The following is a 24,300-nucleotide window of genomic DNA, read 5'->3' as shown; positions in this document are numbered from 1 at the left end:
AGGATCGAGCCGAAAATCCCCATGGACAGCCATGGCCACACGCCTGACGCAGCGGAGACCCGGGGTATGTGCATCTGTCGCTCTCCCAAAGACACGCATCCATGGATGACGGCTACGATTTCGGCATGCGAGCGAAAAGGTCGTTGAGACCCAGCGCCATCCCGCGAACGGATCGGAGGCAACGGAGATTGCCGTTCCCGGGCTCTTTCGTCAGGTTGACCCCGAGAAACAACGGCATGAAAGACTTTGATGCGGTATTTGAGGCGCTGAGCCGAATCGCGGACCGTCCGGTTCCGTTCAGTCGGTACACCTCGCCCATCTTGTGGAACGATCCGCACATCTCCAAGGGCATGCTGGAGGCCCATCTCGATCCCCGCCATGATGCCGCCTCTTTTCCCGCCGAATTCATTGATCGGGCGGTCAACTGGATGGGCACCCGCTTCGGCATCTCGGACGGAACCCGGATTTGTGACTTCGGTTGCGGTCCCGGGCTGTGGACAAGCCGATTCGCGGAGCGGGGAGCTCGCGTGACCGGGATTGATCTGTCCGAGCGTTCGGTCCGCTTCGCGAGGGAGGAGGCAAGGCGACGGGAGCTGGACATTCGGTATCTGTGCCAGGACTACCTCGAGTTCGAGACCGATGAACGGTTCGACCTGATCACGATGATTCACGGAGATTTCTCGGTTTTGAGCCCGGACCAGCGGGCGGGTCTGCTCGAGACCTTCCGCGGGCTTCTTGCGGACAACGGCGCCGTCATTCTGGACGTGGAGTCGATGGCGGGTTACGGGATGATCAGGGAAAGGCGGATGGAACATGAATGGCACCCAACCGGTGGTTTCATGTCATCCGAGCCCTACCACCAATTCAACTCGACCTTCAAGTACGACGAAGAGTGCCTGGCCGTTGACAAGCACACCGTGATCGAGGCGCACCGCGCTTTTGAACTATTCACCTGGAGGCAATGCTACAGTGCGGAATCCCTGAAAACCCTGTTTGAGACGCAAGGTCTGGGGATCATTGAAATGCATGGCGATCTCGCCGGCAGTCCTTTCAACGACGACGCACCGAGGATCACCGTGGTGGCCGGAAGAACGGGTTGAAACCCGCGCCTTTCGGCCGCGGATGATCCGTTCCTGCGGAGATTATCGCATAAGAGGTCGATGCCCCGGTTTCTTGCCAATAATCGCCCGGCTGCTTCCTTCCGGAAATCGCTCGGCCCGTGCCAGTTCGGCTTCGCCTTCGCCATGTTGATCCGCTTTGCGGTGTCCGGAGGATATGCCGACCAGTTTGGCGATTTCACCTATGTCGAGTGCGTGACATCGATCGAAATCACCGATTTCCCGGATGACTTCACGGGGAATGTCGTCATACCGGCAATCCTATGCGGGAAGCCGGTGACATCAATCGGGAGCCGCGCATTCGCAGACGGCAAGCTGAAGAGCGTGGTGATTCCCTCCAGTGTCATCCGCGTCGGGGACCACGCTTTCGCGGATTGCAGGTTCCTGACTAGTGTCACCTATTACGACACGTTGGACCGTTTGGGATCCGAAGCGTTTGGGGACTGCGCCATGCTGAACAACATCCGGTTTCGCAGGCTGCACGCCAATCGGCACGGTCTCCCGGATCGGGATGGGGGAGGGTGAACAGATGGTCGCTCAGGTGACCACATGCAAATTTCCCGCCTACCTGCTGCTTCCCTCCGATTAGTCGATCCCGATTTCCGGTAGGGAAGCCGCAGCGAATCGCTTGGGAAAGACTCGAATGACTCTTGCCCCCGAGACAAAACGGACCCTACTGTCGGACCGGTTGAAACCTGCCCGGGTTGGAACGTTCCCCTATTGTTTTTCGTCGGTTCGAAAGGTCCTCATGATATCAAAGCGCCTCTTCCTGCTGTGGTCTGTTTCCGCGCTCTTCCTGGGCGGAAGCCTGCCGGCCAATCCAGTCGAACCCTGTGACGTTGTCCTTGGGTCTCACGCGGCGGTCACGCCCCTGCCGCGCCCGGAAAAGGAAGGCTGGATGCAGCGCCATCAGGGCGTTCTGGACCGGATTGCGGAGGGGAATGTCGATCTGTTGATGATCGGGGACTCCATCACGCACGGATGGGAAAACTCGGGCAGGGAAGTCTGGGACCGTTACTACGCCTCGCGCAACGCGGTCAACCTGGGCTCCGGCGGCGACCGGACCGAGCATGTTCTCTGGCGGCTGGAGAACGGCGAAATCGAGAACATCCATCCGAAACTGGCTGTTCTGATGATTGGCACCAACAACTCCAACGGCGACACCTACACGGCTGAGCAGATCGCCGACGGAATTGAAGCCATCGTATGCCTTTTGCGGGAGAAGCTGCCCGAAACCAAGATCCTGATCCTGGCCATCTTTCCCCGAGGCGATGCGGCACAGCGCCAGGATGCGGAACACGACGCCACCTACAATGATCAGTGGGCCAAGAACGATGAAGCCAGCCGGCTTTCATCCGCACTGGCTGACGGCGAAACGGTTTTCTTCCTCGATATCAACCAAGCTTTTCTTGATGAAGACGGCGTGCTGACGCGCGAGGTCATGCCGGATCTGCTGCATCCCAGGGAAAAGGGTTATGCCCTCTGGGCGGAGGCGATGGAGCCGACTGTTGCGCAGCTCATGGGCGAAACCAGGTAGCCGTTGCGGTTTCGGACGCTCCGTGTGTTTCGGACAGCCCTCTATGGCGTGAATGTCCTGGACGAGCCGAAGTAGATGAAGGAGGTCATTTCCAGGCCGACCTGCTCGAGGTAGGCAAAGGTGCCGTCGGGCCGGGTCATGATCTTCACATAGCCGCCCCCGTCGGGGTCGATGAAGAAATGGGCGTCACCGGCTTCCGGGATGATGTGGATCACGCGCCGGTTTCCCCGGGTCTTCCAGAAGTAGTCTTCACCTATCTTGACAATGACGAGGACGTTCCGGGCCGTGTCGTCGGGACTGAGCCGGGTCCGCTGACTGGTCTTGACATCGACCTGATACTGGACGCTGGGCTGACCTGAGAAAACCGGGATTTCCTCGTCCCCGAGCGCAGCACTCGCGACGAGACAGGCGCAGATGACTGCAGTGGCAATCGAAGTTCTCATGGAGGGTTGGTCAAGGTTTCTAGCGGATTCGCCCGTTAATCGGGTCAAAGGCTCGTTCTTCTGTAGATCGACCACATTGATCAAGAATGATCCGAAAAGGGGGTTCGTCGAGGATCGCGAGCGAGAAGGTGGCGATTGTGCCCAGCCCTGGTAACCCGCCAAGCTCCTGAAGCGTCATCTCTGCCATGGAAGGAAACCGTACCTGGATGGCCGCATCCTGTTTCGGAATCGATCTCCTGCCCGGCCGCATTCTTAGACTGATCGCGCCGGCCGCGCTGTCGCTTTCGCTATTGGGAAACGGGCCTGAAGAGTCCGAGTCCACGGTCGGCTCTTTTCCGCCGAACATCGTCTTCATGCTTTCCGATGATCAGGGATGGGCTGGTCTGTCTGTCGCATTGGAGACTGGCAATCCCGCGTCGCGCAGCGATTTCTGCGAAACGCCCCACCTGGAGGCACTCGCGGCGCAGGGGATGCGTTTCAGTCGTGCCTATGCCCCGGCCCCGGTCTGCTCGCCCACCCGGATCAGCCTCCAGACCGGACGAAGCCCGGCCGCCCTGCACTGGACCAAGGCAGCGCCGGTCATGACTGCGGCGGACGGATACCCTCTTGTCCCTCCGGCGAGCCGCAAGCAGATCTTGGCCTCGGAAACGTCGATCGCCGAGGTTCTCAAGCGGGCCGGCTACGCCACCGCGCACTTCGGGAAATGGCACCTGGGGGGCGGGGGACCGGAGGCTCATGGTTACGACGTCAGCGACGGAGCGACGGACAACCAGGATGCCGCACCCTTTACCTCTCCCAATCCGGTCGATATCTTCGGAATGGGCGGGCGCGCTGTCGCCTTCATGGAGCAATGTGCCCGTGACAACCGACCTTTCTTCGTCCAGCTCTCCTACCACGCCCTGCACTATCCCGAAAACGCGCTTCCCGCAACCATCGCGAAATACCGGGCCAAGGATCCACGTCGCAACGAACGGGAGATAGAGCGGGCGGCCATGACCGAGAATCTCGATACCGGGGTGGGCAGGATTCTCGCGCGGATCAGTGAGCTCGGTCTCGATGACAGGACCTATGTGATCTACATGTCAGACAATGGCTCCGGCGGGCAACGGAACAGGAATGGTCTGAGCGGAGGAAAAGGCTCGCTTTACGAAGGTGGCATCCGGGTTCCATTGATCGTGAGAGGACCCGGAATCGGTGCCGGCAGCCAATGCGGCATTTCGGTCGCCGGTTACGATCTCTTCCCCACCTTCCTGCACTGGTCCGGCTCCACGGAGCCGCTACCACCCGAAGTCGAAGGCGGCGATCTGGGACCGTTGCTGCGTGGCGACGCAGACTCGGTGAAGCGGGCGGGGGAGGCGCTGGTCTTTCACTTCCCTCACTACCAGTCAGCGGAGGGTCCAACCTCGGCGATCATTCAGGGCGACTTCAAGCTCCTTCATTTCTATGAGACTGATGCGGATGAGCTCTACAACCTGTCTCTCGATCCCGGAGAAACCCGCGACCTGAGCGGGATTGAGACCGATATCCGGGATTCCCTCAAACGCCGATTGTCGGACCATCTGTCCACGATCGGGGCGCAGTTGCCGATACCCAATCCCGCCTATGATCCGGATCGCAATCCATCCGATGACCGAAAGAATCACAAGAAGGAAAAGGCCGGCAAAACCCCGGCTTCGCGTCCTCCCCGTCAGTCATGATCAGCCGTGCCGCCAGGTGTTTTGTTGCCCTCCTTGTTCTCAGCCTGGCTCGAGCGTCTGGACTTGCGGCCGAAACCCGGGGCCGCCCCAACTTCATCATCGTCCTCGCCGATGACCTGGGTTGGAACGAGGTGGGCTTCACCGGTAATTCGTTTGTCGATACGCCGGTTGTCGATGCGCTGGCCGCCCGCGGTCTGGTCTTTTCCCAGGCTTACGCCAGTGCGCCCAATTGCGCCCCGACTCGTGCCTGTCTGTTGACCGGACAGGTTCCCCCTCGTCACGGCATCTTTACGGTGGTGGATGATCGAAACGCGCCGGGCTCGCCCGACCACCCCATCATCGCCTCCGACAGCCGTTCGGAACTCGCCACGGAGGCAGTGACCCTGGCGGAAGTCCTTCGGGACGCTGGCTATGCCACCGGTTTCTTCGGGATGTGGAATCTAGGTCGGGGCCGGAAAGGGCCCCGCACCCCGGAAGGTCAGGGCTTCGATCGTTCAGTCCAGGCGCGTGACCTCGGTTTCGCTACCGATGCCTACTTCAGCGAGACCGGCACCTACCTGACCGACGCATTGGCCGATGCCTGCCTCGCCTTCATGCGGGAACACGCCGATCGCCCGTGGTTCGTCTATCTTGCGCCCCACGCCACCCATGCGCCCTACGATCCCAAGCCTGAGCTCCTTCGAAAATATGAAGAGAAATCCATGAAGGAGATACCGTCGATGGACCCCGGGCGGGCGGCAACGATCGAAGCGCTGGATCAAAATGTCGGGCGTCTCTGGCAGGAGGTCGAAGCGGCGGGTTTGACAGATCAGACCGTCCTGTTCTTCACCTCGGATAACGGTGGAGATCACCGAACGATGGCTCCGCTCAGAGGAGGCAAGGGGACCCTTTACGAGGGTGGTCTCCGGGTGCCGTTCTGTGCGGTCGGAACTGGCATCGCGGTCGGACGGCAATCCGTCTCGCCGATCGCTTCGGTCGATCTCTTTCCCACTATGCTGGAACTTGCCGGTTTGCCGCCACCCGCTGGGCTCCCGCTGGACGGCAGAAGCCTGGTCGACGAACTCCGCGGCCAGGGATCCCTCGACCGAACGACCCTTTTTTGGCACTTCCCTTGCTATGCTGGACGCGGAAAGCCTTCCAGTGCCGTGCGCCAGGGGGACATGAAGCTGATCGAATTCTTCGAGGACGCGCGGATTGAGCTCTACAACCTGGCGCGGGACCCCGGGGAGACCCGGAACCTCAGTGAGGCCGAGCCCGGAATGGCGGCGGAGCTTCTGGCCGTTCTCCGAACCTGGCAGGGCGACCTGAAGGCGCCGTGTCCGACCACCCCGAACCCACTCTACCAGCCGGACGCCGGGCAGAACCGCTCCCGGAATCAACGTGGCAAGGGCGGCAAGAACGTCGCAAGAGTTCCCTGAATCGTTCTCCCTTCATGACCACAACGGAAAGAATCTGCTCTGTTCTCGCCCTCGTGCTATCGGTTCTCCAGCCACTTCCGCTCGTGGCCCAGAAGCGGCCCGATCCTGCTGTAAAGGCATCGCGCAAGGCGGGCTCCGGACCGTCGGAGAGAGCCCGACCTGAGGCCCGGCGCTATACCATCGAACAGGCGGTTTCCGACCGGGCGCAGCTCCACACCATCGCGTTCAACGGCCTCGCTTTCATGACCGGTGACTTTGGCAGTGACACTTTCATCCCGCCAGGCAAGGTGAGCGATTTCTTCGGATTCCAGTACATGCGGGACATCGATGCCGCCGGGAAGGGGCACAACCCGATGTTCCTCAACCGCGTGGCCGGGAATGTCCTGCAGATCCTCAACGAGGACCAACGGGCCCTGTTTCTTGAGGCATCCTGGGACCAGGCCCTGCAGATGGAAACGATCGCGCGGATGCGCTGGCCGGTCATCCTCGCCTTTGACCAGGAGCTGCGCGGTCAACGGCCTGAGGGAAGGGGAGCACTTGATCCAGGCGCGGTCTCCGATCACTTCAGCCGTATCTATGCCCTCGATGCCGAGCTTGCCTTTGAACGCGCGCGGGTTTTCGGGGCGGTCGCCCGCTCGCTCACAGAGTCTCAACGCGCAAGACTCGGCGACATGCAGTTCGGTGACTTCGATTCCTGGCCCGAAGTCGACCGGGAGGCCCTGCAACGCCAACGTCCGCGGGGTGAATCCAAAATGGTCGGGGTGGCCTACCTGACCCTGGCCAGCGAGTTCTTCAGCTGGCAGGCCGGCTCGATCGACGCAGACGTCTATTTCTGTCCGGAGCGTCATGGCACCACTTTCGGCGGATTCTACCTGAAGGATCTGCCGGCGATGGGACAGAAGGACTTCGACATTTCCACCTCCCTGACCGGTGATTCCGGCGAAGCCTTCCTCGACCTCCTGAATCCGGATCAACGCGCGAGGATCGAGTCCATCATCCCCCGGCAACGCGATGCGCTCAGGGAAATCGTCAGCTTGCGCCGGGAGATTGCCGGCTGCCTCCGCGGATTCCTCGCAGGCGAGCCGCCTGACCGGGAGGTGGTCCTCGAACTCGGTCGACACTACGGTGAGCTCGACGGATTTCTGTCATTTCACTACGCGACGGCCTTTGCGGAGATCTTCCGGACGCTGGACCTGGACCAGCAAGCAACGATGCTCCGACTCCGCAATCTGGATACGAACGAAATGGGGAATGTGTTCATCTTCTCGCAGCGTGTCGAATTGGCGGATCCTCTCGCGACCGACCCGTTCTTCACCCCTCTGTGAAAGAGACCTCCGCGCCTTCAGGTTCCCCCGCGAATTGGTTTGTCTGCCCGATTCCGGTAGGTCAGCTTCTGCCGGGGTGTGCGCTTCACAGACTAAGCGCGCACCCTGCAACCGGATGAATGAACTTCTCCTCAGGACAGCCCGCATCTCACGCGAACGGCCGCAGTTCGATCTGGCTTCCCTCACTGGTGTCCTGACCGCAGGGTTTATCGGATTGGCGTCGATCAAGCCCGGTGCGCGGATTGCGGTGGCGGCGGGCAGCCGGGGCATTGCCAACATTGCGGAGATCACCATCGCGGTGGTTGATCTGTTGAAGCGGGTGGGGGCCAAGCCCTTCATTTTCCCGGCCATGGGCAGTCATGGCGGGGCCACCGGTCCGGGGCAGGCCGCGGTGCTGGCCGCCTACGGGATCACCGAGGCTTCCGCGGGTTGTCCGATTCTTTCGTCCATGGAGGTGATTGAGCTCGATTCGTCGGGCCTTGAGCACCCGCTTTTTCTCGATGCCCATGCGGCCGGAGCCGACGGGATTGTCCTGATCAACCGGATCAAGCCGCATACGGATTTTCACGGACGCCATGAGTCCGGTCTGGCCAAGATGTCGGTCATCGGACTGGGCAAGCGACGGCAGGCCGAGACCATGCACGGCTACGGTGTGCACGGCCTCCGGGATCTGACCCCGGTCGCGGCGGCGAAGGTCCTGCGCAGTGGACGGATCCTCTGCGGAATCGGCATCGTCGAAAATGCCTTTGATGAAACGGCGCAGGTGGAGGTGATTCCGGCCCACCGGATCCTCGAGCGGGAGCCGGAGCTGCTGGAGGTGGCCCGGGCGAACATGCCGCGCCTCCCGGTCGAGCAACTGGATGTGCTGATCGTTGATGAGATGGGCAAGGACATCAGTGGCTGCGGGATGGACACCAATGTGATCGGCCGGCTGCGCATCCCCGGGGAACCGGAGTTCGGGCCGCCGCACATCCGCGGACTGGTGGTCTGCGACCTGACCGAGGCCAGCCATGGCAATGCCCTCGGAACCGGATTGGCCGACGTCATCACCCGAAGGCTGGCGGCCAGGATCGACGAAGAAGAAACCTACACCAACGTGGTGACTTCCGGCTTTCTCGAGCGGGGCAATACCCCCCTGGTGGCGCCTACCGATGCAGAGGCTTATCGCCTGGCCCTGCGGACCTGCGGCCGGCTCGAGCCCGGGAGTGAGCGGGTGATGCGGATCCGCAACACGCTCCACACCTCGGTCATCCAGGCTTCCGCCGCAGTCGTCAGCGAACTTGACGGCCGGGCGGACGTGGAGTGGATCAGCGGTTACCAACCAGCGTTTGATGGTGAGGGCAACCTCTCCGCGTGGCCGGAAGGTTGATCGGCGAGAATCCGGCAGATTCTCACACCGATCCTTGCCACAGGCCGTGGCAGTCGCCTGATTGGGACCTCGAAAATGAAGTACCGACGATTTGGAAAGACCGAACTCTCCATGCCCGTGATCTCCTGCGGGGGGATGCGCTACCAGGACCAATGGAATGACATGCCCTGGGAGAAAGTCCCCCGCGCCGGCCAGGAGAACATTGAGCGGGTCCTGGCCCACGCCCTTGAGAACGGGATCAATCACATCGAGACTGCCCGGGGTTATGGCAGCTCGGAGATGCAGCTGGGCTATGCCCTCAAGCTATTCCCGAGGGAATCCTATATTCTCCAGACCAAGGTGGGACCTGAGGATAAGCCGAAGGACTTTCTGAGGAAGTTCGAGACTTCGATGAAATACCTGCAGGTCGATCAGGTGGATCTCTTTGCGCTGCATGGGCTCAACAATCGGGAGTCCATGACCCGGGCGATGCGCCCTGGGGGATGCCTGGAGGCGGCCCGCAAGTTGAAGGCGGACGGAAGGATCAAGCACATCGGGTTCTCCACCCACGCGGCCCCTCATGAAATCCTCGAACTGATCGAGTCGGGCGAGTTCGAGTACGTGAACCTCCATTGGTACTTCACCAATCAGCTCAACACAAGGGCGATTGAAGCGGCGGCCCGCCACGATATGGGCGTCTTCATCATCAGTCCCAACGACAAGGGCGGCCAGCTCTACCGTCCGCCGGCCAAGCTGCGCGAGCTCTGCCGGCCGCTCGACCCCATGGTCTTCAATGACCTCTTCTGTCTGGCCAATCCGCATGTCCATACCCTGAGTTGCGGGGCGGCCCGGCCTTCCGATTTCGATACCCATATCGCGGGACTCGAGTACTACGATCAGGCGGAGGAGGTCACCCGGCCGATCGTCGAGCGGATCCATGCCGAAGTGGCGAAGACAATCGGCCCTGATTGGCTGGAGACCTGGCACCAGGGCATCCCGGAATGGCAGCACCTGCCGGGCCGGATCAATGTCCGGGATATCCTCCGCCTCTGGACCTGGGCCAAGGCGATCGACCTGACCGCCTTCGGGACCTGGCGCTACAATATGATGAGCGCGGAGGACAACTGGATCCCCGGCAACCGGGTGACCGATTTCGACGACCGGGAAATGGTCGAGGCTCTGCGGGAGAGTCCCCATGCCGGGAAAATCCCCGGTCTGCTCCGGGAAGCGCGCGAGATGTTCAGTGGAGACAAGGTCAAGCGACTCAGCGAAAACGAGTCCTGAGGGCTACGTATGGTTCCTGGTCTCAAAACAAAACGTAGTATAGACCGTAGGGTTTTCGAGTCAAAAACAAACCGTAGCATGCTAGAATGGCGCTTAGTTAAGGGTGTTGATCGATGAGTCCACCATTGACTGTCAGAACGGCGCGCCCAGCGGTCACGCCCTACCTGATGAGACCGATCTGGCGGTAGGGCGTGACCGCCGGGCGCGCCGTCGAACCGCCCCGGCCCATCTCGATGGTGTCGGGAAGCACAACCGAGACCCGAGATGTTTCCCTCAACGTCCGCAAACTAAGTGCCATTCTAGCATGCTACGGCTTGTCTAGGAGCCTCCACCCTGGCTCTCTATTCGCCGAGTCTTGCAGCCGCCCCAGTCCCTTGGGGCGAATCGGCGATCAAACACGGCAAGAGACTGCCGTGGCTAAACCTATTGCCTGAACTGCAGGTTCAAAACCCGTCAGTCTGAGCCGGCATGACCAACACGGTTGCTACGTTTGGTTTCAGGGGCCCCGGGCGGTTCAGTGCGCCTTGCCGCGCCACTCGCCGCCGCAGGGACCGCCGCCGGCGTGGACGCCGATGTCGGAGACGGTTTCGCCCTGCATGTTGAGGACGGGGTGGTAGAATTCGGATATGGTCTCCGTGGCCTCGTCGCAGTAATGACCGATGAAAGTGCGGCGCCACTTGTTCGCGGTCCGGTTGGGACCGGAACCGTGGATGATCAGCCCGTGGAAGAAGAGGGTTTCGCCGCGTTTGACCGGGACGGGGACGGGTCGGTGTTGCCGGGGATAGGGCGCGATATGGGTGTCGCCGTAGTTGAGCCAGGGCTCGGTCAGATCCTTGTCCGGGCAGAAGATCCCCTCGCGGTGGGAACCGGGCGCCATCCAGAGGCAGCCGTTCTCCTCGTCGGCATCATCGATGGCCGTCCAGGCGCCGATGCAGACTGCGGGCGCGGTCAGGAGATAGAAGTTGTCCTGGTGCATCCCCTGTCCCTTGGCCCCGGGCGGCTTGTAATAGTACATGGTCTGGGCGGCCAGCGCGGGTTTGCCGAAGAGGCCGTCGAGGACGGCGGCGATATTCTCGTGCAGGTACCAGCGGTTGACGGGATCGGGGTGGGTGCGGTGCGGATGAAGGCAGCGGACCTGTCCCTTGGTCCGGTCGACCTGTTCGAGGGTGGCTCCGCGGTGGGCAACCTTCAGCGGGATGGTGTTGTTTTCCAGGGCGCCGCTCGGGTCTTCAAGATAGTCGTCGAAGAAAGCCTCGATCTCGTCGAGTTCAGTGGCGGAGAAGACCCCTTTGACGCGGACGAAGCCGTCGCGGGCGTAGGCCGCGAGCCACCCGGCACGGTCGGCAAGTTCGTAGGTCCTGATGGTGGATTCGGGCATGTTCGGGTGGAATGGAAAGCGGCCGGTGAGGGATTCGGGTCGCGGCTTGGAGGGGAAAGTCAGGTTCTAATATACGACATAAGCAGACTTGCGAACATCGAGGGATTTGCTCAAAACCTTTGATATCCTGCTGGTATGTGAGCTTTCTGAGAATCGCCTGCAGGCTGCTGTTGTGCACTTTCAGATGAAATTCTCCGAATGAGACGATCCGCCAAGTCATCGGTCGCGAAGAAATGGAGCAACGCCGCTGTGCCGGCGTTCTCGAAACAGGCAAACACTTCGACGCAGCGAAGCGGCTGCATCAGACCTGCCACGCCCTGCGAAAGTAACCTCGATACCCAAGAGCAGGACAGGCGATAAAGATGCCTCTCTGGAATCACCATGGTCTCGAAGCTGCCTGAACCGATCGCCGATCCGCCCTTGGAACCGGTTTCGACCCTTTATGGAGACCGGTTTGAGCAGGGTCCCGAGTACCGGACGGTCCGGGAAAAGGGTCGGAGCGATTGGCTGATGCTGCTGACCGTGGGAGGGGTTGGACGGGTCGCGTCAGCCTTGGATATCCGGCAGGCCCGACCGGGTGCATTGACGGTTTTTCCACCGGGAGCTCCCCAGGACTATGCCACGGATCCGGAAAGCGGAAGATGGGTCTTCCTCTGGGTTCACTTCAATCCGCAGCCTCATTGGCTGCCCTGGCTGGAAGGGATGGTCCGTCCCCGTCGGATGGATCAGTGGGTGCTATCCGGCGGGCTTCTCGATTCGGTGGTGAGCGCCTGGGAGGAAGCGATTCTACATGTCCGGCGGCCCCATCCGACCGCACCGCTCTGGTCGCGGTGGGCCTTTGAGCGGGTTCTCCTCCTGCTCCACGATTCGCAGCTGGCGGCATCGGAGGACGGGCTTCTGCCGGTCCCTCTGGCCAGGGCCGTCCACTGGGGCGGTCGTTACATCGACCGGCCCTTCCGGCTTGCCGATTGGGCGAAGGCGGCCGGGATCTCGGAATCGCGGCTATCCCACCTGGCCAAGGAGCACCTGAGCGAGTCCCTCCAGCGTTATGCGGAGAAGATGAAGCTGCAGCATGCGGCCCAGCTTCTCCGTTTGACCCAGCTGAGGGTCCAGGAAATCGCCACCGCCGTCGGCTACGAGGACCCGTTCTATTTCAGCACGCGTTTCCGTCGGCACTATGGCATCAGCCCGCGGCGCTACCGGAGTTGAGTGGTCGGGTGGCCTGTCAAGCGGCTGATGTTCATGCCAGAGATGGGTCTGGCCTCTTCACCAATTTCACGGTCGAGGCGGGATCCAATTGTCCGGATGGCGGGTCTCGAGGGATGCTTCGAACTCCGCAAGCAGACGTTCCATTTCAGCGACCTTTTCCGGATGGGATTCGGCCAGGTTGGTGGTTTCCGAGAGATCCGTTTCCAGGTTGAAGAGTTCCGGCGGGTCCGCAGGGGAAGGGTTCCAACTGCCGCCGTAGCGGAAATATTTCCAATCGCCCAGGCGCAGACCGACCGGTTGGGACTTTCGGTCGAAAAAGAACAGGGCCTTCCGATTGATGCCGGAGGCGGGATGGCGGAAGAGGGGGGACAGATCCTGGCCATCGATCAAGGTGCCTTCGGGCAGAGATGCTCCGGTCAGGCGACGGATGGTTGGCAGGAGATCGATCGTCGAGGTGATCGCATGGGTGACTCCACCGGCTGAAATGCTGCCGGGCCATCGGGCGATCGCCGGAACCCGGATGCCGCCCTCATAGTTGGAGAATTTTCCTCCGCGCAGGGGGAGAGCCGATCCGGCGGCGTCTCCCTTGGCCAGCCAGGGGCCGTTGTCTGAGGTGAAGATCACGAGGGTTGACGGGCTCAGACCGGATTGATCGAGGTGGTCGAGGAGTCGGCCGACGTTGGCGTCGATTTCCTCGACCACATCACCATAGAGCCCGCGACGGCTGGACCCCCGGAAGGCGGTCGAGGCATGGAGGGGCACGTGGGGCATCGCGGGGGTGAGATAGATAAAGAACGGCGTTCCGTCCGCCTGATCGATAAACTCGATGGCCCGGTCAAAATAGCGGCGGGTCAGGGTGGCCTGGTCGGCCGGGTATTCGATTATTTCATCACCCTCCATTAACGGAACCTTCTCATGCAGGCCTGCTTCCCGGGTGGCCTCGTGACCCGTGTTTTCGTGGGTCAATTGTCGGACCAGGGCCTGATCGGCGAGGGTGGCGTCCCGGTCATAGTCTCCGGTGAATCTTGCATCAGCGGCGAGCTTCTGGTTCGGGCCGATGTACATGTCGTTGCTGTAGGGGATGCCGAAATAGACATCGAAACCCTGGCTGGTCGGGAGGAAGCGTTCCTGATCGCCGAGGTGCCACTTGCCGAAGCAGGCGGAGGCGTAGCCTGCCTGGCCGAGCATCTCGGCGAGTGTCACCTCGTCGGGGTTGAGTCCTCCGGTTTCCGGGAAGTAGACCCCACCGGTTCCATGCCGCGAGGGATAGCGGCCGGTCAGGAGGCAGGCCCGCGAAGCGCTGCAGACCGATGCGCCGACATGAAAGTCGGTGAACCGCAAACCTTCCGCGGCCATCTGGTCCAGACGGGGCGTTTGGATCAGTGGTGACCCGAAACAGCCCAGATCCTGGTAGCCCTGGTCATCGGTGAAGATGACGATGATGTTGGGTCGTGATGGTGGTTGGTCTGCAACCGTCCGGGTGGGTCCGGGTTCCTGCACCGGGGTGCGGCATCCGCTGACCGCCCCGAGCAGGCCGGCGATGAGGAAACAGAGAACGGGTCGATGGACGGCGGCGGATCGGGCAAACATGGGTGGCTTTCAGATTGGAGAGGACTTAACGTCCGTCAACGAAGTCGAATCGGGCCACCCGGACGATTCCGGGACCCCGCGCCAGAATGACTGGCCGCAGGTAGGAAAAGCCACCGAGCGAATTGTGCTGGAAACCTGAGAGTTCATACGACCGATCGGCCTTGATCCAGGACCTTCCGTCCGCGCTGCTGTAGAAGGTGGCGACATCATTCCGGACCCTGACCTTCAAGTGGCGGGGCTGATCGACGGATTGAGGTTCCGGAGCGGTTCGGCCGTTGATCAAGCGCACGACTTCCCCATCGTGCAGACCGAGGCCGACATGGTGGGTATCGGAATAGTAGATTCCGAGGCCACCGATCGTGTCGCGCCCTTCCACTTCGATTTCTATGGCGATCTCAAAGGTCTTCCCGTCCGGATTGACCTGGGCCGTGATGATTTGGCCGCCGGCCGGCTGCAGGACCATGGAGCCGCCGGTCACCGTTACCTGGTCAAATGGTGCGGTCAGGCCGCCGAACTGCCATTGCCGGCCGGGTCGGTCGCCCTCAAATCCGTCGGACCGGATGCGTTCGTTGTTGTGGTAGGACAGCTCGCCTTCCTGAACGGGATTCCGGTGGGTCCGGGGCCAGCCGTCGTCCGTCCATTCGACCGTCTCGATGACCACATGACGTCCCCAGGCGAGTTGCCCGCGCAGGTAGCCGTGGTAGATGACATACCAGTTGCCGGCGGCGTCATCGAAGAAGGTTCCGTGACCCTTCGACCAGATTTCTTCGTCGCGGCTCCAGGTGTGGACGACCGGATTGTAGGGACTTTCCTCCCACGGCCCTTGCGGAGAGCGTGATCGGGCCGTGACCACCATGTGACTGGTGGGCGGTCCGGCCGTGCCCCCCTGGGCTGACGTCAGGTAATAGTAGTCGCCGCGTCGAAGCAGTTTGGGCGACTCGAGGCAGAAGCACTCAATGTCCCAAACCTGCGGGATGGGCCACCCGTCGTAGCGTTTGACGGCATCGGCGGTCACGGTGAGTCCATCCGGGGAGAGGCGGGCGAGTTTGCCTCCGTTGAGGTAGATCAGGCGTTCTCCGTCGGGTGCGGTGACATGCCCGGGATCAATGCCGGAGACATTCAGTTTGATCGGATCCGACCAAGGCCCGGCGGGATTGGCGGCGGTCACCACGTAATTGTCCCCGGTCGAGGTCGGGAAGTAGATGAAGAAAGTGTCACCATGCTTGATGAAGTCCGGGGCCCAGACCGACCCGACGTTCCGATGGAGGGCGTAGCCGATCGGCTTCCAGTCCACCAGGTTTCGTGAGTGCCAGATCTTCAGACCGGGATGCTTGTCGTAGGAACTGTGGGTGAGGTAGAAATCCTCGCCATCCCTCACAATGCTGGGATCGGCATGGTCGCCGCCGAGGACGACCTGGAGCTTTCCTTCGGGAACTTCGGGTTGAGCCATCGCTTGAAGGGACATTGCGGATACGACGAGGAACGAGGCGAGCGGATGGAAGGGCATGATGGGAGCCGGGGGAAGAGAATCGGAGGCGGCAACGCTGGAGTCCACTTCAGGGAAACCGGGCGACAAAGGCAGTCCGATTCCGAATTGACCGTAAAGCGACTGAGTGACCCCTGGCAGGCTCCGGCCGGCCCGCGCTTCACGGTTGTCTTTTGCGGCGGGGGTTATCCATGTTGGCCCATGTTCCGCGTCGTTTCCCTGATTTTCATGAGTCTCTCCCTCGCCTCCACCCTTCCCGCCGACAACCGGACCGTTTGGATATCCGGCAGCGGTTCAGGCATCTACCGTTCGTCCTTTGATCCGGAATCCGGTCGTCTCAGTCCGCCGGAATTGGCCGCGGAGTTTACCTCGGGCAGTTGGATTGCCTTTCACCCATCCCTGCCGGTTCTCTATTCCTCGATCCGGGAAGGAGACGGAGCCGGGGTCGTTTCGTTCGAGGTGGGTCCCGATGCGGGACTGACCCGGCAGAGTGTGGTATTCATGCACGCGGGGGCTCCGACCCACCTGGCGATCCGTCCGGATGGTGCCCTGTTGGCCACCTCGCATTACGGGGATGGCGTCAGCGGATTGATAGGCCTCAATCCGGATGGCTCGCTGCGCTCACCCGGCCTGATGACCCCGCATACCCTGGATGAACCCGGACCGCACGAACGGCAGGGCCAGTCGCGGCCTCACTTCGCGGTTTTCACGCCGGACGGAACTAGGGTGCACCAGGTCGATCTGGGCACCAACGAAGTCTGGACGTTTCAGGTGAGGGTGGAACCGCTCGAGCAGACCTTCAGTCACAAGGTACGGTTGCCGGCGGGGTATGGGCCGCGTCACCTGAGTTTTCATCCCTCGATGCGGTTTGCCTATGTCAGTGACGAACTGGGCGCGAAGATCTCTGCCTTCCGTTATGATGAATCGACGGCGGTCTTCGCCCCGATCGAGCATCTGGATTCGCGGGATATGTCGGTCGCCGAGCCTTACAACAACACGTCGCATATCCTCGTGCACCCGAATGGCCGGTTTGTTTATATCGGGAACCGCGGGAATGACTCGATCGGGGTTTTTTCGATCCATGATGAGGATGGCAGGCTGACCCTGGTCGAGGCGGAGCCGGCACGGGCGCACTGGCCCCGGAACTTCACCATCGATCCGAGTGGACGGTGGTTGCTGGTGGCGGGCGCACGATCCGGGACGGCCGGGGTGATGGCGATTGATCCGGAGACCGGCGAACTGACCTTTCAACTGGACAGTGTGGTCCAGGTGCCGGCCCCGGTCTGCCTTCAGTTCCGGTGAATCGGGGGTCAGGTCGGAATGACCATTGGTTGGGGTGAGCGGGATCGCCCAGGCAAGCACTGCCGCAGCAGTCCCTTGCCGCGAACCGACGTTGTTACGCGGCAAGAGACTGCCGCGGCTACTGTTGATGATCCGTGGAAACTGTCCCTCAGGGCGGCGACTGGGGTCAAGGCGAGTATAGTCGTGGGGCCTGCATTTAAGTACTCGGCCTGACCCCTCACCAGAAATAGCGGGGATTCTCGCGAAAACGGGGAACCAGGAAGGCGGCCAGACCTTCAGTTTCGACCAGCAGCAGGCGGGCCGGACCCAAGTCGGCTTCGCGGACGATACCGGCGGCGATCAGCTCGGCCTCCGCCCGGCCGTAGCTCTCGCTCTTGTAGTCTTTGTGCGATCGGGCCATGACGGGAAGGATTTGGCCATTGGCCCGGATGCAGAAACGACGGGCCCTTTCGGTCAGCGACCAGATCTCCCCCAGACCGGCGATTTCCTCCAGGCAGTGGATGAAGGTGCAACGGTTCAGGCCGACTCCGAGGAGAAGGATCTTCCCGTTGGCCTCAAGCAGGCGGCCGTAGGGACTGGTCGGCGAACAGGGGGAGTCGTCCGTCTCGTGACCCGCACAGAATGCCGCGGCGCGATGGCCGAGGGCGGCGACGCTGTGGGTCGGGTGGATGCTGCGGACCGCCCCGGTGCGGACACGCAGGAGATTGGTCAGGGTGCCGACATGGGACGGCGTCAGGGTCTCGTGCCAGACGGGTTGGCGGTCGTTGACGACATCCCAGGTGTGGGTCGGCACGACCAGGAGGCCCTCCGGACCGAGAACCTCCCTCAGGGCATCGATGAGGGCTTCGCCGCCACCCTCGAAAGGCCCCAGAGCGCGCAGGGAGCTGTGAACGAGCAGAGTGTCGCCCGGATGGACGCCGAGGGTCTTCAGGCACCGGATCAGGTCGGTCGGGGTGAGGGTGGAAGGGGGCATGGCTGGATGCGGGCGGGAAGGGCCTTGGGGTGGATGAAGGACGGCATTAGGCTGCCGTCACTACACTTTTCAATTGGCCATGATCCAAGAAAAAAGCCCGTCGCGGAGGCGACGGGCTTGAGGGGAAAACAGGACTGACGGTGATGGTCTATTCCACGATCATCTTGCCCCGCATGAGGGCATAGTGACCAGGGAAGGTGCACAGGAATTCATAGGTGCCGGCAGCCGGCGCGGTGAATTCGATGGTGTCGCTGGCGCCGGGTCCGAGGGTCTTGGTATGAGCGAGAACGAGGTCGGACTGGGCCGGAAGGTAGGTGGGAGGATTCTGGGAGGCGGCGGTGGCAAAGGCCACGAACTCCTCCTCGGTGACAGCCCGGTTCAGGACGACGAAGTTATGGGACATGGCCTGGGCCGGCATCTGTCCGATGTTGGTCAGCTGCACACGGACGGTCTCACCGGCCTTCACCTTGATCTCCGTGATGTTGAAACGCATCTGATCGTTGCCGGTGACCTTGATCACCTTGGCGGTGGAGGCTGGTTCGGCCGGTTTGGCCGTCTCAGTCGTGGTGTCACCGCCACCGCATCCGGTGAAAGCGAGGGCGGAAGCAAGAAGGGTGGAAAGGAGAAGGAGTTTCTTCATCCCGAAAAGTTTGTCGGTTTCAGGCATGGCGCAAGCGCGAATCCCATTAATGACCTTTGGCATCCCAGAGACTTCCGGATGGGATCAGTAGGCGATCTCGAGAGTGACCGATCCCGGAATGGACTGCATACCGCCCTCGACCGCGGTCGGGGGTGCGGCGTCGGCGGCCATGGTCATCATCTCGGCACGCATGGCGCGCATCGGGTAGATGGGGCCATTATCCTGAACGTGGACCCGGACTACGTCGATCATCTCGTAGCCGAGGGCATCGAGTACCGCGATGCCGCGGTCGCGTGCCTGCATGGAGGCGAGACGGAGGGCTTCGGTCCGGGCCTCTTCCACCGCCTCGTCCTTTGCCTTCAGCTCAAAGCCGGCGATCCGGTCGGCACCTTTCTTGACCACTTCATCGGCGATGGCGCCGGCTTTTTCCACGGAGACTTCAAATGAAGTGGTCCACTGGGCATTGTAGCCGACGATCCGCGTCTGGCTCGACCAGGAGTCGGGCCGTTTCGGGTTGCGCTCGAAGATGGGATTCAGGGAGAGGCCGGAAGTCTGCAGTTTTTCGACCGCTTCATCCTTGAGGAATTCGAGGACCGGGTTGGAGCGCCGGGCGATGGCGGCCTGGGCGGCCTGCGGGGTGTCCTCGCGGGCCTCGATCATGACGGTGATGCGTACGTGTGTGGTGGGGATTTCGACCGAGGATTGGGCGGAGACGGTGAGGATGCGCCGGTCATCCGGATCGGTCTCGGCGGAGAGGGAAGGCGTGAGAGCGCTGACGGCCAGACACGCGGCGGCGAGACTGATGGGAAAAGGACTCCGTTGGGTGTTTTTCATGGATTCTGGGAAAGCGGGGAGGGCGGGAAGTTCCGCTGAAGTCCAAACCATGCAGCCCTGACTGGAAAACGCAATTGGCGTCATTCAGGAAGTAACAAGGATTGATTCTCTGAGAGCTGTACTTGCGGCATCGGTGGTGAGCCAGTCGAACCAGTCTCTTGCCGCCAATCCACGTCGACACGCCCCAAGAGACTGGGGCGTCTACACCTGAGGACCGAATGAGTCCGAAAATACCGATCAGGAATCAAAGGGATTTGCCGGACGGTCCGGCGGTCCGTCCCTACCCGCCCAACTAGCCTCTGAGGGCAAGGATCTGGCGGACGCCCTCAATGGGTTCGTCGGTGATGGGGTTGATCTGCCAATCAAGTGAGGTCCGCTTGAAGAGATCGCTGATCGCGCCCAGTCCGGCTCTGGAGCGAAAGAGCCGGCCGCTCAGGCCGCAGGGAGACCGCGGGGGAAGCCGGAGTCGGGACGCGACCGTCGAAGCGAGGCCGACAAGGGGTTCCAGCGACTCCCTGATAATCCCGCCTGCTTCGGCCGAGCCATCATCGGCGAGGTGGACGAGATCCGGTGCCAATCCGGCCAGAAGCGAATTCGGGTCGGTCTGGGTGTAGATGAAACGGAGGAGATCCGGACGTCCGGTCTGCCCCGTCTTCGAAGTGACCATCCGCGAAACTTCGCTGGAGGGACTCCAGCCATCGAGTTCCATCAGGGCGAGCCGGGCCGCGCGGGTGCCCAGATCGTGGCTGCTGCCCGGGTCACCAAGCCGCCAACCGAGCCCGCCGGCGTAGTGATACCGTCCGTCGGGACCGCGGGCGGCGACGAAAGAACCGGTGCCGCAGTGGAGGGCAAGCCCGGGTTTGGGACCGCAGGCCAGCTGAAGAACGGGGCGGGAATCATCGTAGGTCTCGACCCGGCCGAACCCGTTCAAACCTGCGGCGAAATCCTTCCAGAAGGCGGGGGCACCCGCCATGAACAAGAGGGTGGCCTCAATCTGGAGTCGGGTGCCGGCCGGCCGGGCCACCAGCCTGTGGAGGAGACGGTTGATCAGGGCGCGGGCGCCGTCCGGTCCCAGGTGACTTGGACTACACCCGGGTCCGTTCTGTTGGTCGAGGAGTCTCCCCCGGGCATCCGTCAGGATGAGGGCGGTCTTGGTGGCGCCTCCGTCGACGCCGATCAGGCAGGGCTCCCCGGTTGAGTCTGACGGATGGGAGTTCACTTCGGGGTCATGGGTGTAACGTCCTTCATCGCGTCTCTTCTAAACACGTCGAAATCAAGTTATTAGATGATCTGATGCCGGCCATCAACATTGGACGGACGACCGGGGTATCCTTATCTGAAGGATCAGGAATACGGATGATTCTGGTTTGCTTCCTGTCGATGGCGAGGTCGAAAGGGCTTGTATGTAACGGATTTGTGAAAATCCTCTCTTGCATTTCGGGCCCAATCATGATTGTGCAGGAGTTTGCAAAACCGTGCCCGGGACTGACTCTCCCGGGATATAACGAAACCTGATAATATTAGCTATGAACACAAGTATACTGCGCGCCAGTAGGCGTGTGCGTCTCCCCCTTGGTCTTCTGTTCGGTGCTCTCGTTGCCTCGCCCATGATGGCGCAGCAGACGGGTTCTGCCGGAGAGACGGTCAAGCTTGAAGAATTCGTCGTCACCGGGTCGCACATTCCGACCACGGAGACGGCCTACGATGCCCGCACGGCTCCGGTCGACATCATGACCCGCAAGGATTTTGATGAACTCGGCTACGGAACGGTCGAGCAGGTCATCCAATCGATGCCCTATGTGCAGGCCAGTGTCCCGGTCCAGAACAACCAGACCGGTTTCACCGCGGCCGCTTCCTCGGTCAACCTCCGCGGTCTCGGTTCGGATGCCACCCTCGTTCTCCTGAACGGTCGACGGGTTGCTCCGTATCCCCGCGGCACCGGTGGCACCACGGCGTTCATCGACATCCAGTCCTTCCCGCTGGCGGCGATCGACCAGGTTGAAGTGCTCCTCGACGGCGCTTCCGCCACCTATGGTGCGGATGCGGTCGCGGGTGTGGTCAACATCAAGACCCGTCGTGATTTCAACGGCGCGGAGCTGTCCGTTCGCTACGGCAACAGCACGGCCCAAGACGATGCGATGGAACTCATGGCCAGCGGGGTCTACGGTCTGAGCACCGAGGACACCAAGATCACGGTCGGCCTGAATTATTTCAAGCAGAACGACATGCGCCACTCGGATCGTGAGTATTCGGCGGTGCCTCCGTTCCTCAGCTCGAATGCCAGCCCGCTGAACTTTCAGATCTCACGGGCCGCCGCTCTCGAAGCGTTGGGTGAAGGCGGGGAAAGCCTGATTCCGAGCTCGGATCTGTTCTTCACCTCGACCTGGACCAACAGGGAGAGCAACAACGGCACCCTCCCGGCCAGTTCTTACGACTATGCCAGCGGCCGGCCCTCGACCTACAACTTCAATCTGCAGGCCCAGTCCACCCCGCACCTCGAGCGCAAGGGTGGCTATGCCTCATTTGAGAAGAAGCTCTTCGGGACGGACAACATCAGCACCTATGGTGACTTGATCTTCCAGCAGAACTTCGCCCAGAATGAGTTGGCGCCTTCCGCGACGGGCAACTTCGGCAACCCGGGCGGTGTTTCCCTGGTTATCCCGGCCCGGACGGCCAACGCCATCCTCCAGGTTCAGGATCTGGAGACCAAGGTGGTTTCGCAGATCGCGGCCGGATCGCCGATCCCAGAGGGATCTGTTCCTTTCTACACGACCCAGAATGTGAACGGAAATGCCGAGCGTATCACCACGGACCGGGCGGCCTACAACCCGTTCAATCCTTTCAACGAGGATTTCTCGGGAGGTTCCCGCGCCCGTCTGGCCGAGTTCGGCAATCGCATCTACCGGACGACCAATACCGCGATGAACTTCGTCTGGGGCGTCAAGGGTGAGAAGCTCTTTGGCAATTGGAATGCGGATCTGAACACCTACTACAGCAAGGTCCAGCAGGTCGAACGGGATACCCTGGTCTCGATCAGCCGGTTCAACCGTCTGGTCAATGCCAACGATTCCTTCTTCGATCCGACGAGCGGCGACTACCTCGGCACGACCGTGCCTTACAATCCGTTCGGCTATTTTGCGAATCCGATCCCGAACAACAGCAAGGTCGCTCCTGCCGGCACGGTCGAGCTGCATAATGTCCGTGAGTCCGAGATGTATGGCGTGAACGTGACGGTTTCCAACGGGAGTCTTTTCGATCTTCCGGGTGGCTCCGCCGGTATCGCTCTCGGTTACGAAGTCCGCGAAGAGACCATGATGCAATCGCCGGACGTGGCGGGCACCTCGGGTGACGTCATCGGATCGTCGACCGACAACACGACCAATGCCAACCGCTCGATCAGCGCGTTCTTCGCCGAGTTGGGTCTGCCAATTCTCAGCCCGGACAATGATGTGGCCGGATTCCACAGCCTGAGCCTCAACCTCTCGGCCCGTTACGAGAAGTTCTGGACCCAGGATGATGATGTGGCCGTGCCGAAGGTGGCCTTGAAGTGGCAGCCGTTTGACGACAGCTTTGTCGTCCGCGGCAGCTGGGGCCAGGGTTATCGTCAGCCCTCCATGTATGAGCTCTATGCCGCCGGTCTGACTTCCGCCCTCACGGCGATCAATGACCCGGTCAAGCAGATCAATGAGCCCGAAATGGATATCACGACTGCCAGCAGCAGCTTGCTCAGGGCGGAGGATTCCGAGAACTACTCGATCGGGTTTGTCTGGACGCCGAGCTTTGCCTCGACCGACACCTCTGGCCTGAGCTTCGGGGTCGATTACTGGAATGTGAAGCGCAACGGCAACGTCGCCGTGGACCATCAGGACGTAGTGGATCGCGCCTTCAAGGGCGAGACCCTCATCCCGGGTGAGAGCATCGTACGCGATTTCCAGGACAATCTTGTCCAGGTCAACGCCGTCTTCCGCAATGTCGGTAACGAGAATGCTGAAGGCATCGACATCCAGGCCAGTTATTTCTGGGTGATGGACAGCGCCGGTCGCTTCGACATCGGCCTGAATGCGTCCTATCTTCAGAAGTACGAGATCCAGCAGTTCCCCGCAGCGCCGTTCTTCGACTATGTCGGGGAAATGACCGATATCTCGTTCGACAACGAGACCGGTGATCCTTCCCCCGGTGCCGGCGACGCTGCCTATGTGGACTGGCGCGGCGTCGGTTTCCTCCGCTGGTCCAAGAGCGCGATGAATGCCTCCCTCCAGGCCAACTACACCGCCGGCTTCCGCGACTTCAAGAGCGAGTGGGATCCGTCAGCGCCGAACGATCCGGCCGGATTCACACAGGTTGACTCGATGCTGACCTTCGATGTCTCCTTCACCTACAACTTCTTCGAAGACAGCGACAGCTGGTGGGGCAACACCGCAGTGACCCTGAACGTCCAGAATATCCTGGATAAGGATCCCCCGCGCGTCGTTTCGTGGGATAATAACTCGACCGGTTACCCCGGCTTCATGTATTCGCCGAAGGGACGCTTCGTTTCCCTCCAGGTGACCAAGAAGCTGTAATCGAGTTCAGGAATACCTGCTCAGACATTCAGAGCCGGGTCGTTCGCGACCCGGCTCTTTTTTTGTCTTTGGAGCCGGCAGGACCGGACCCAATCGAAGAAGTCATTGGCAGGCGAGGCTTTACGCCTCGATGCGATGGTTGATCGAGGCGTAAAG

Annotated in this window: 20 protein-coding genes; 11 read left to right on the top strand and 9 right to left on the bottom strand. The window is 61.4% G+C overall.

The features are described 5' to 3' along the window. Positions 1-236 precede the first annotated feature (236 nt). From R3F07_01100 to R3F07_01090, 3 genes are all read left to right on the top strand, one after another. On the top strand, positions 237-1,100 hold the full coding sequence (locus R3F07_01100; protein MEZ5274958.1) for a class I SAM-dependent methyltransferase: 864 nt from the start codon (positions 237-239) through the stop codon (positions 1,098-1,100). A 60-nt stretch (positions 1,101-1,160) separates the two neighbouring features. Next, entirely contained in the window at positions 1,161-1,643 is a 483-nt protein-coding gene (locus tag R3F07_01095; GenBank protein ID MEZ5274957.1) for a leucine-rich repeat domain-containing protein, read from the top strand. 223 nt (positions 1,644-1,866) lie between these two features. Further along, a complete protein-coding gene (locus R3F07_01090; protein ID MEZ5274956.1) occupies positions 1,867-2,655 on the top strand; it encodes a platelet-activating factor acetylhydrolase IB subunit in 789 nt (262 codons plus the stop codon). Positions 2,656-2,696: 41 nt separating this feature from the next. On the opposite strand, the gene R3F07_01085 is transcribed toward R3F07_01090, so the two are convergent. Continuing rightward, positions 2,697-3,098, bottom strand: coding sequence for a hypothetical protein (locus R3F07_01085; protein MEZ5274955.1), 402 nt, complete (start codon positions 3,096-3,098; stop codon positions 2,697-2,699). 19 nt (positions 3,099-3,117) lie between these two features. Continuing rightward, positions 3,118-3,453, bottom strand: a complete 336-nt coding sequence (locus tag R3F07_01080; GenBank protein MEZ5274954.1) for a hypothetical protein — start codon at positions 3,451-3,453, stop codon at positions 3,118-3,120. Between R3F07_01080 and R3F07_01075 the strand changes: the two genes are divergently transcribed. From R3F07_01075 to R3F07_01055, 5 genes are all read left to right on the top strand, one after another. Beyond that, positions 3,452-4,795 carry a sulfatase gene (locus R3F07_01075; GenBank protein ID MEZ5274953.1) on the top strand — a complete coding sequence of 448 codons (1,344 nt, stop codon included), beginning with the start codon at positions 3,452-3,454 and terminating at the stop codon, positions 4,793-4,795. The two genes, R3F07_01080 and R3F07_01075, sit on opposite strands and share 2 nt — an antisense overlap. Next, positions 4,792-6,213, top strand: coding sequence for a sulfatase (locus R3F07_01070; protein ID MEZ5274952.1), 1,422 nt, complete (start codon positions 4,792-4,794; stop codon positions 6,211-6,213). The genes R3F07_01075 and R3F07_01070 overlap by 4 nt, the downstream gene beginning before the upstream one ends. Positions 6,214-6,227: 14 nt before the next feature. After that, positions 6,228-7,538: a hypothetical protein gene (locus R3F07_01065; GenBank protein MEZ5274951.1), complete on the top strand. Its 1,311-nt coding sequence runs from the start codon at positions 6,228-6,230 to the stop codon at positions 7,536-7,538. 115 nt (positions 7,539-7,653) lie between these two features. Beyond that, entirely contained in the window at positions 7,654-8,907 is a 1,254-nt protein-coding gene (locus tag R3F07_01060; protein ID MEZ5274950.1) for a hypothetical protein, read from the top strand. 75 nt (positions 8,908-8,982) lie between these two features. After that, positions 8,983-10,170: an aldo/keto reductase gene (locus R3F07_01055; GenBank protein MEZ5274949.1), complete on the top strand. Its 1,188-nt coding sequence runs from the start codon at positions 8,983-8,985 to the stop codon at positions 10,168-10,170. 514 nt (positions 10,171-10,684) lie between these two features. On the opposite strand, the gene R3F07_01050 is transcribed toward R3F07_01055, so the two are convergent. Then, positions 10,685-11,548 carry a phytanoyl-CoA dioxygenase family protein gene (locus tag R3F07_01050; protein MEZ5274948.1) on the bottom strand — a complete coding sequence of 288 codons (864 nt, stop codon included), beginning with the start codon at positions 11,546-11,548 and terminating at the stop codon, positions 10,685-10,687. A gap of 381 nt (positions 11,549-11,929) precedes the next feature. Between R3F07_01050 and R3F07_01045 the strand changes: the two genes are divergently transcribed. Continuing rightward, a complete protein-coding gene (locus R3F07_01045; GenBank protein MEZ5274947.1) occupies positions 11,930-12,757 on the top strand; it encodes a helix-turn-helix domain-containing protein in 828 nt (275 codons plus the stop codon). A 66-nt stretch (positions 12,758-12,823) separates the two neighbouring features. On the opposite strand, the gene R3F07_01040 is transcribed toward R3F07_01045, so the two are convergent. Continuing rightward, positions 12,824-14,347 carry a sulfatase gene (locus R3F07_01040; GenBank protein ID MEZ5274946.1) on the bottom strand — a complete coding sequence of 508 codons (1,524 nt, stop codon included), beginning with the start codon at positions 14,345-14,347 and terminating at the stop codon, positions 12,824-12,826. A 25-nt stretch (positions 14,348-14,372) separates the two neighbouring features. Next, positions 14,373-15,797 carry a family 43 glycosylhydrolase gene (locus R3F07_01035; protein MEZ5274945.1) on the bottom strand — a complete coding sequence of 475 codons (1,425 nt, stop codon included), beginning with the start codon at positions 15,795-15,797 and terminating at the stop codon, positions 14,373-14,375. Positions 15,798-16,061: 264 nt separating this feature from the next. Here R3F07_01035 and R3F07_01030 point away from each other — a divergent pair, with 264 nt between their 5' ends. Next, a complete protein-coding gene (locus tag R3F07_01030; GenBank protein MEZ5274944.1) occupies positions 16,062-17,135 on the top strand; it encodes a lactonase family protein in 1,074 nt (357 codons plus the stop codon). A gap of 217 nt (positions 17,136-17,352) precedes the next feature. Here R3F07_01030 and R3F07_01025 read toward each other — a convergent pair whose 3' ends face one another. The 4 genes from R3F07_01025 to R3F07_01010 all read right to left on the bottom strand — a co-directional run bounded on the left by R3F07_01025 (position 17,353) and on the right by R3F07_01010 (position 20,801). Then, a complete protein-coding gene (locus R3F07_01025; GenBank protein ID MEZ5274943.1) occupies positions 17,353-18,108 on the bottom strand; it encodes an AAC(3) family N-acetyltransferase in 756 nt (251 codons plus the stop codon). Between the two features lie 148 nt (positions 18,109-18,256). Beyond that, complete coding sequence (locus R3F07_01020; protein ID MEZ5274942.1) at positions 18,257-18,775, bottom strand: plastocyanin/azurin family copper-binding protein; 519 nt, start codon at positions 18,773-18,775, stop codon at positions 18,257-18,259. A 57-nt stretch (positions 18,776-18,832) separates the two neighbouring features. Continuing rightward, on the bottom strand, positions 18,833-19,582 hold the full coding sequence (locus tag R3F07_01015; protein ID MEZ5274941.1) for an SIMPL domain-containing protein: 750 nt from the start codon (positions 19,580-19,582) through the stop codon (positions 18,833-18,835). 292 nt (positions 19,583-19,874) lie between these two features. After that, entirely contained in the window at positions 19,875-20,801 is a 927-nt protein-coding gene (locus R3F07_01010; GenBank protein ID MEZ5274940.1) for a BadF/BadG/BcrA/BcrD ATPase family protein, read from the bottom strand. A 307-nt stretch (positions 20,802-21,108) separates the two neighbouring features. On the opposite strand from R3F07_01010, the gene R3F07_01005 reads away from it, so the two are divergent. Beyond that, positions 21,109-24,144, top strand: coding sequence for a TonB-dependent receptor (locus R3F07_01005; protein MEZ5274939.1), 3,036 nt, complete (start codon positions 21,109-21,111; stop codon positions 24,142-24,144). Positions 24,145-24,300 lie beyond the last annotated feature (156 nt).

Source organism: Opitutaceae bacterium, assembly GCA_041395105.1.
Lineage (GTDB): Bacteria > Verrucomicrobiota > Verrucomicrobiia > Opitutales > Opitutaceae > B12-G4.
This window is presented reverse-complemented; position numbering and strand designations above follow the sequence as displayed.

Coding starts and splice junctions, on each gene's coding strand:
- R3F07_01100 (MEZ5274958.1), top strand. CDS start 237: ATGAAAGACTTTGATGCGGTATTTGAGGCGCTGAGCCGAATCGCGGAC.
- R3F07_01095 (MEZ5274957.1), top strand. CDS start 1,161: ATGCCCCGGTTTCTTGCCAATAATCGCCCGGCTGCTTCCTTCCGGAAA.
- R3F07_01090 (MEZ5274956.1), top strand. CDS start 1,867: ATGATATCAAAGCGCCTCTTCCTGCTGTGGTCTGTTTCCGCGCTCTTC.
- R3F07_01085 (MEZ5274955.1), bottom strand. CDS start 3,098: ATGAGAACTTCGATTGCCACTGCAGTCATCTGCGCCTGTCTCGTCGCG.
- R3F07_01075 (MEZ5274953.1), top strand. CDS start 3,452: ATGCTTTCCGATGATCAGGGATGGGCTGGTCTGTCTGTCGCATTGGAG.
- R3F07_01080 (MEZ5274954.1), bottom strand. CDS start 3,453: ATGAAGACGATGTTCGGCGGAAAAGAGCCGACCGTGGACTCGGACTCT.
- R3F07_01070 (MEZ5274952.1), top strand. CDS start 4,792: ATGATCAGCCGTGCCGCCAGGTGTTTTGTTGCCCTCCTTGTTCTCAGC.
- R3F07_01065 (MEZ5274951.1), top strand. CDS start 6,228: ATGACCACAACGGAAAGAATCTGCTCTGTTCTCGCCCTCGTGCTATCG.
- R3F07_01060 (MEZ5274950.1), top strand. CDS start 7,654: ATGAATGAACTTCTCCTCAGGACAGCCCGCATCTCACGCGAACGGCCG.
- R3F07_01055 (MEZ5274949.1), top strand. CDS start 8,983: ATGAAGTACCGACGATTTGGAAAGACCGAACTCTCCATGCCCGTGATC.
- R3F07_01050 (MEZ5274948.1), bottom strand. CDS start 11,548: ATGCCCGAATCCACCATCAGGACCTACGAACTTGCCGACCGTGCCGGG.
- R3F07_01045 (MEZ5274947.1), top strand. CDS start 11,930: ATGGTCTCGAAGCTGCCTGAACCGATCGCCGATCCGCCCTTGGAACCG.
- R3F07_01040 (MEZ5274946.1), bottom strand. CDS start 14,347: ATGTTTGCCCGATCCGCCGCCGTCCATCGACCCGTTCTCTGTTTCCTC.
- R3F07_01035 (MEZ5274945.1), bottom strand. CDS start 15,797: ATGGCTCAACCCGAAGTTCCCGAAGGAAAGCTCCAGGTCGTCCTCGGC.
- R3F07_01030 (MEZ5274944.1), top strand. CDS start 16,062: ATGAGTCTCTCCCTCGCCTCCACCCTTCCCGCCGACAACCGGACCGTT.
- R3F07_01025 (MEZ5274943.1), bottom strand. CDS start 18,108: ATGCCCCCTTCCACCCTCACCCCGACCGACCTGATCCGGTGCCTGAAG.
- R3F07_01020 (MEZ5274942.1), bottom strand. CDS start 18,775: ATGCCTGAAACCGACAAACTTTTCGGGATGAAGAAACTCCTTCTCCTT.
- R3F07_01015 (MEZ5274941.1), bottom strand. CDS start 19,582: ATGAAAAACACCCAACGGAGTCCTTTTCCCATCAGTCTCGCCGCCGCG.
- R3F07_01005 (MEZ5274939.1), top strand. CDS start 21,109: ATGAACACAAGTATACTGCGCGCCAGTAGGCGTGTGCGTCTCCCCCTT.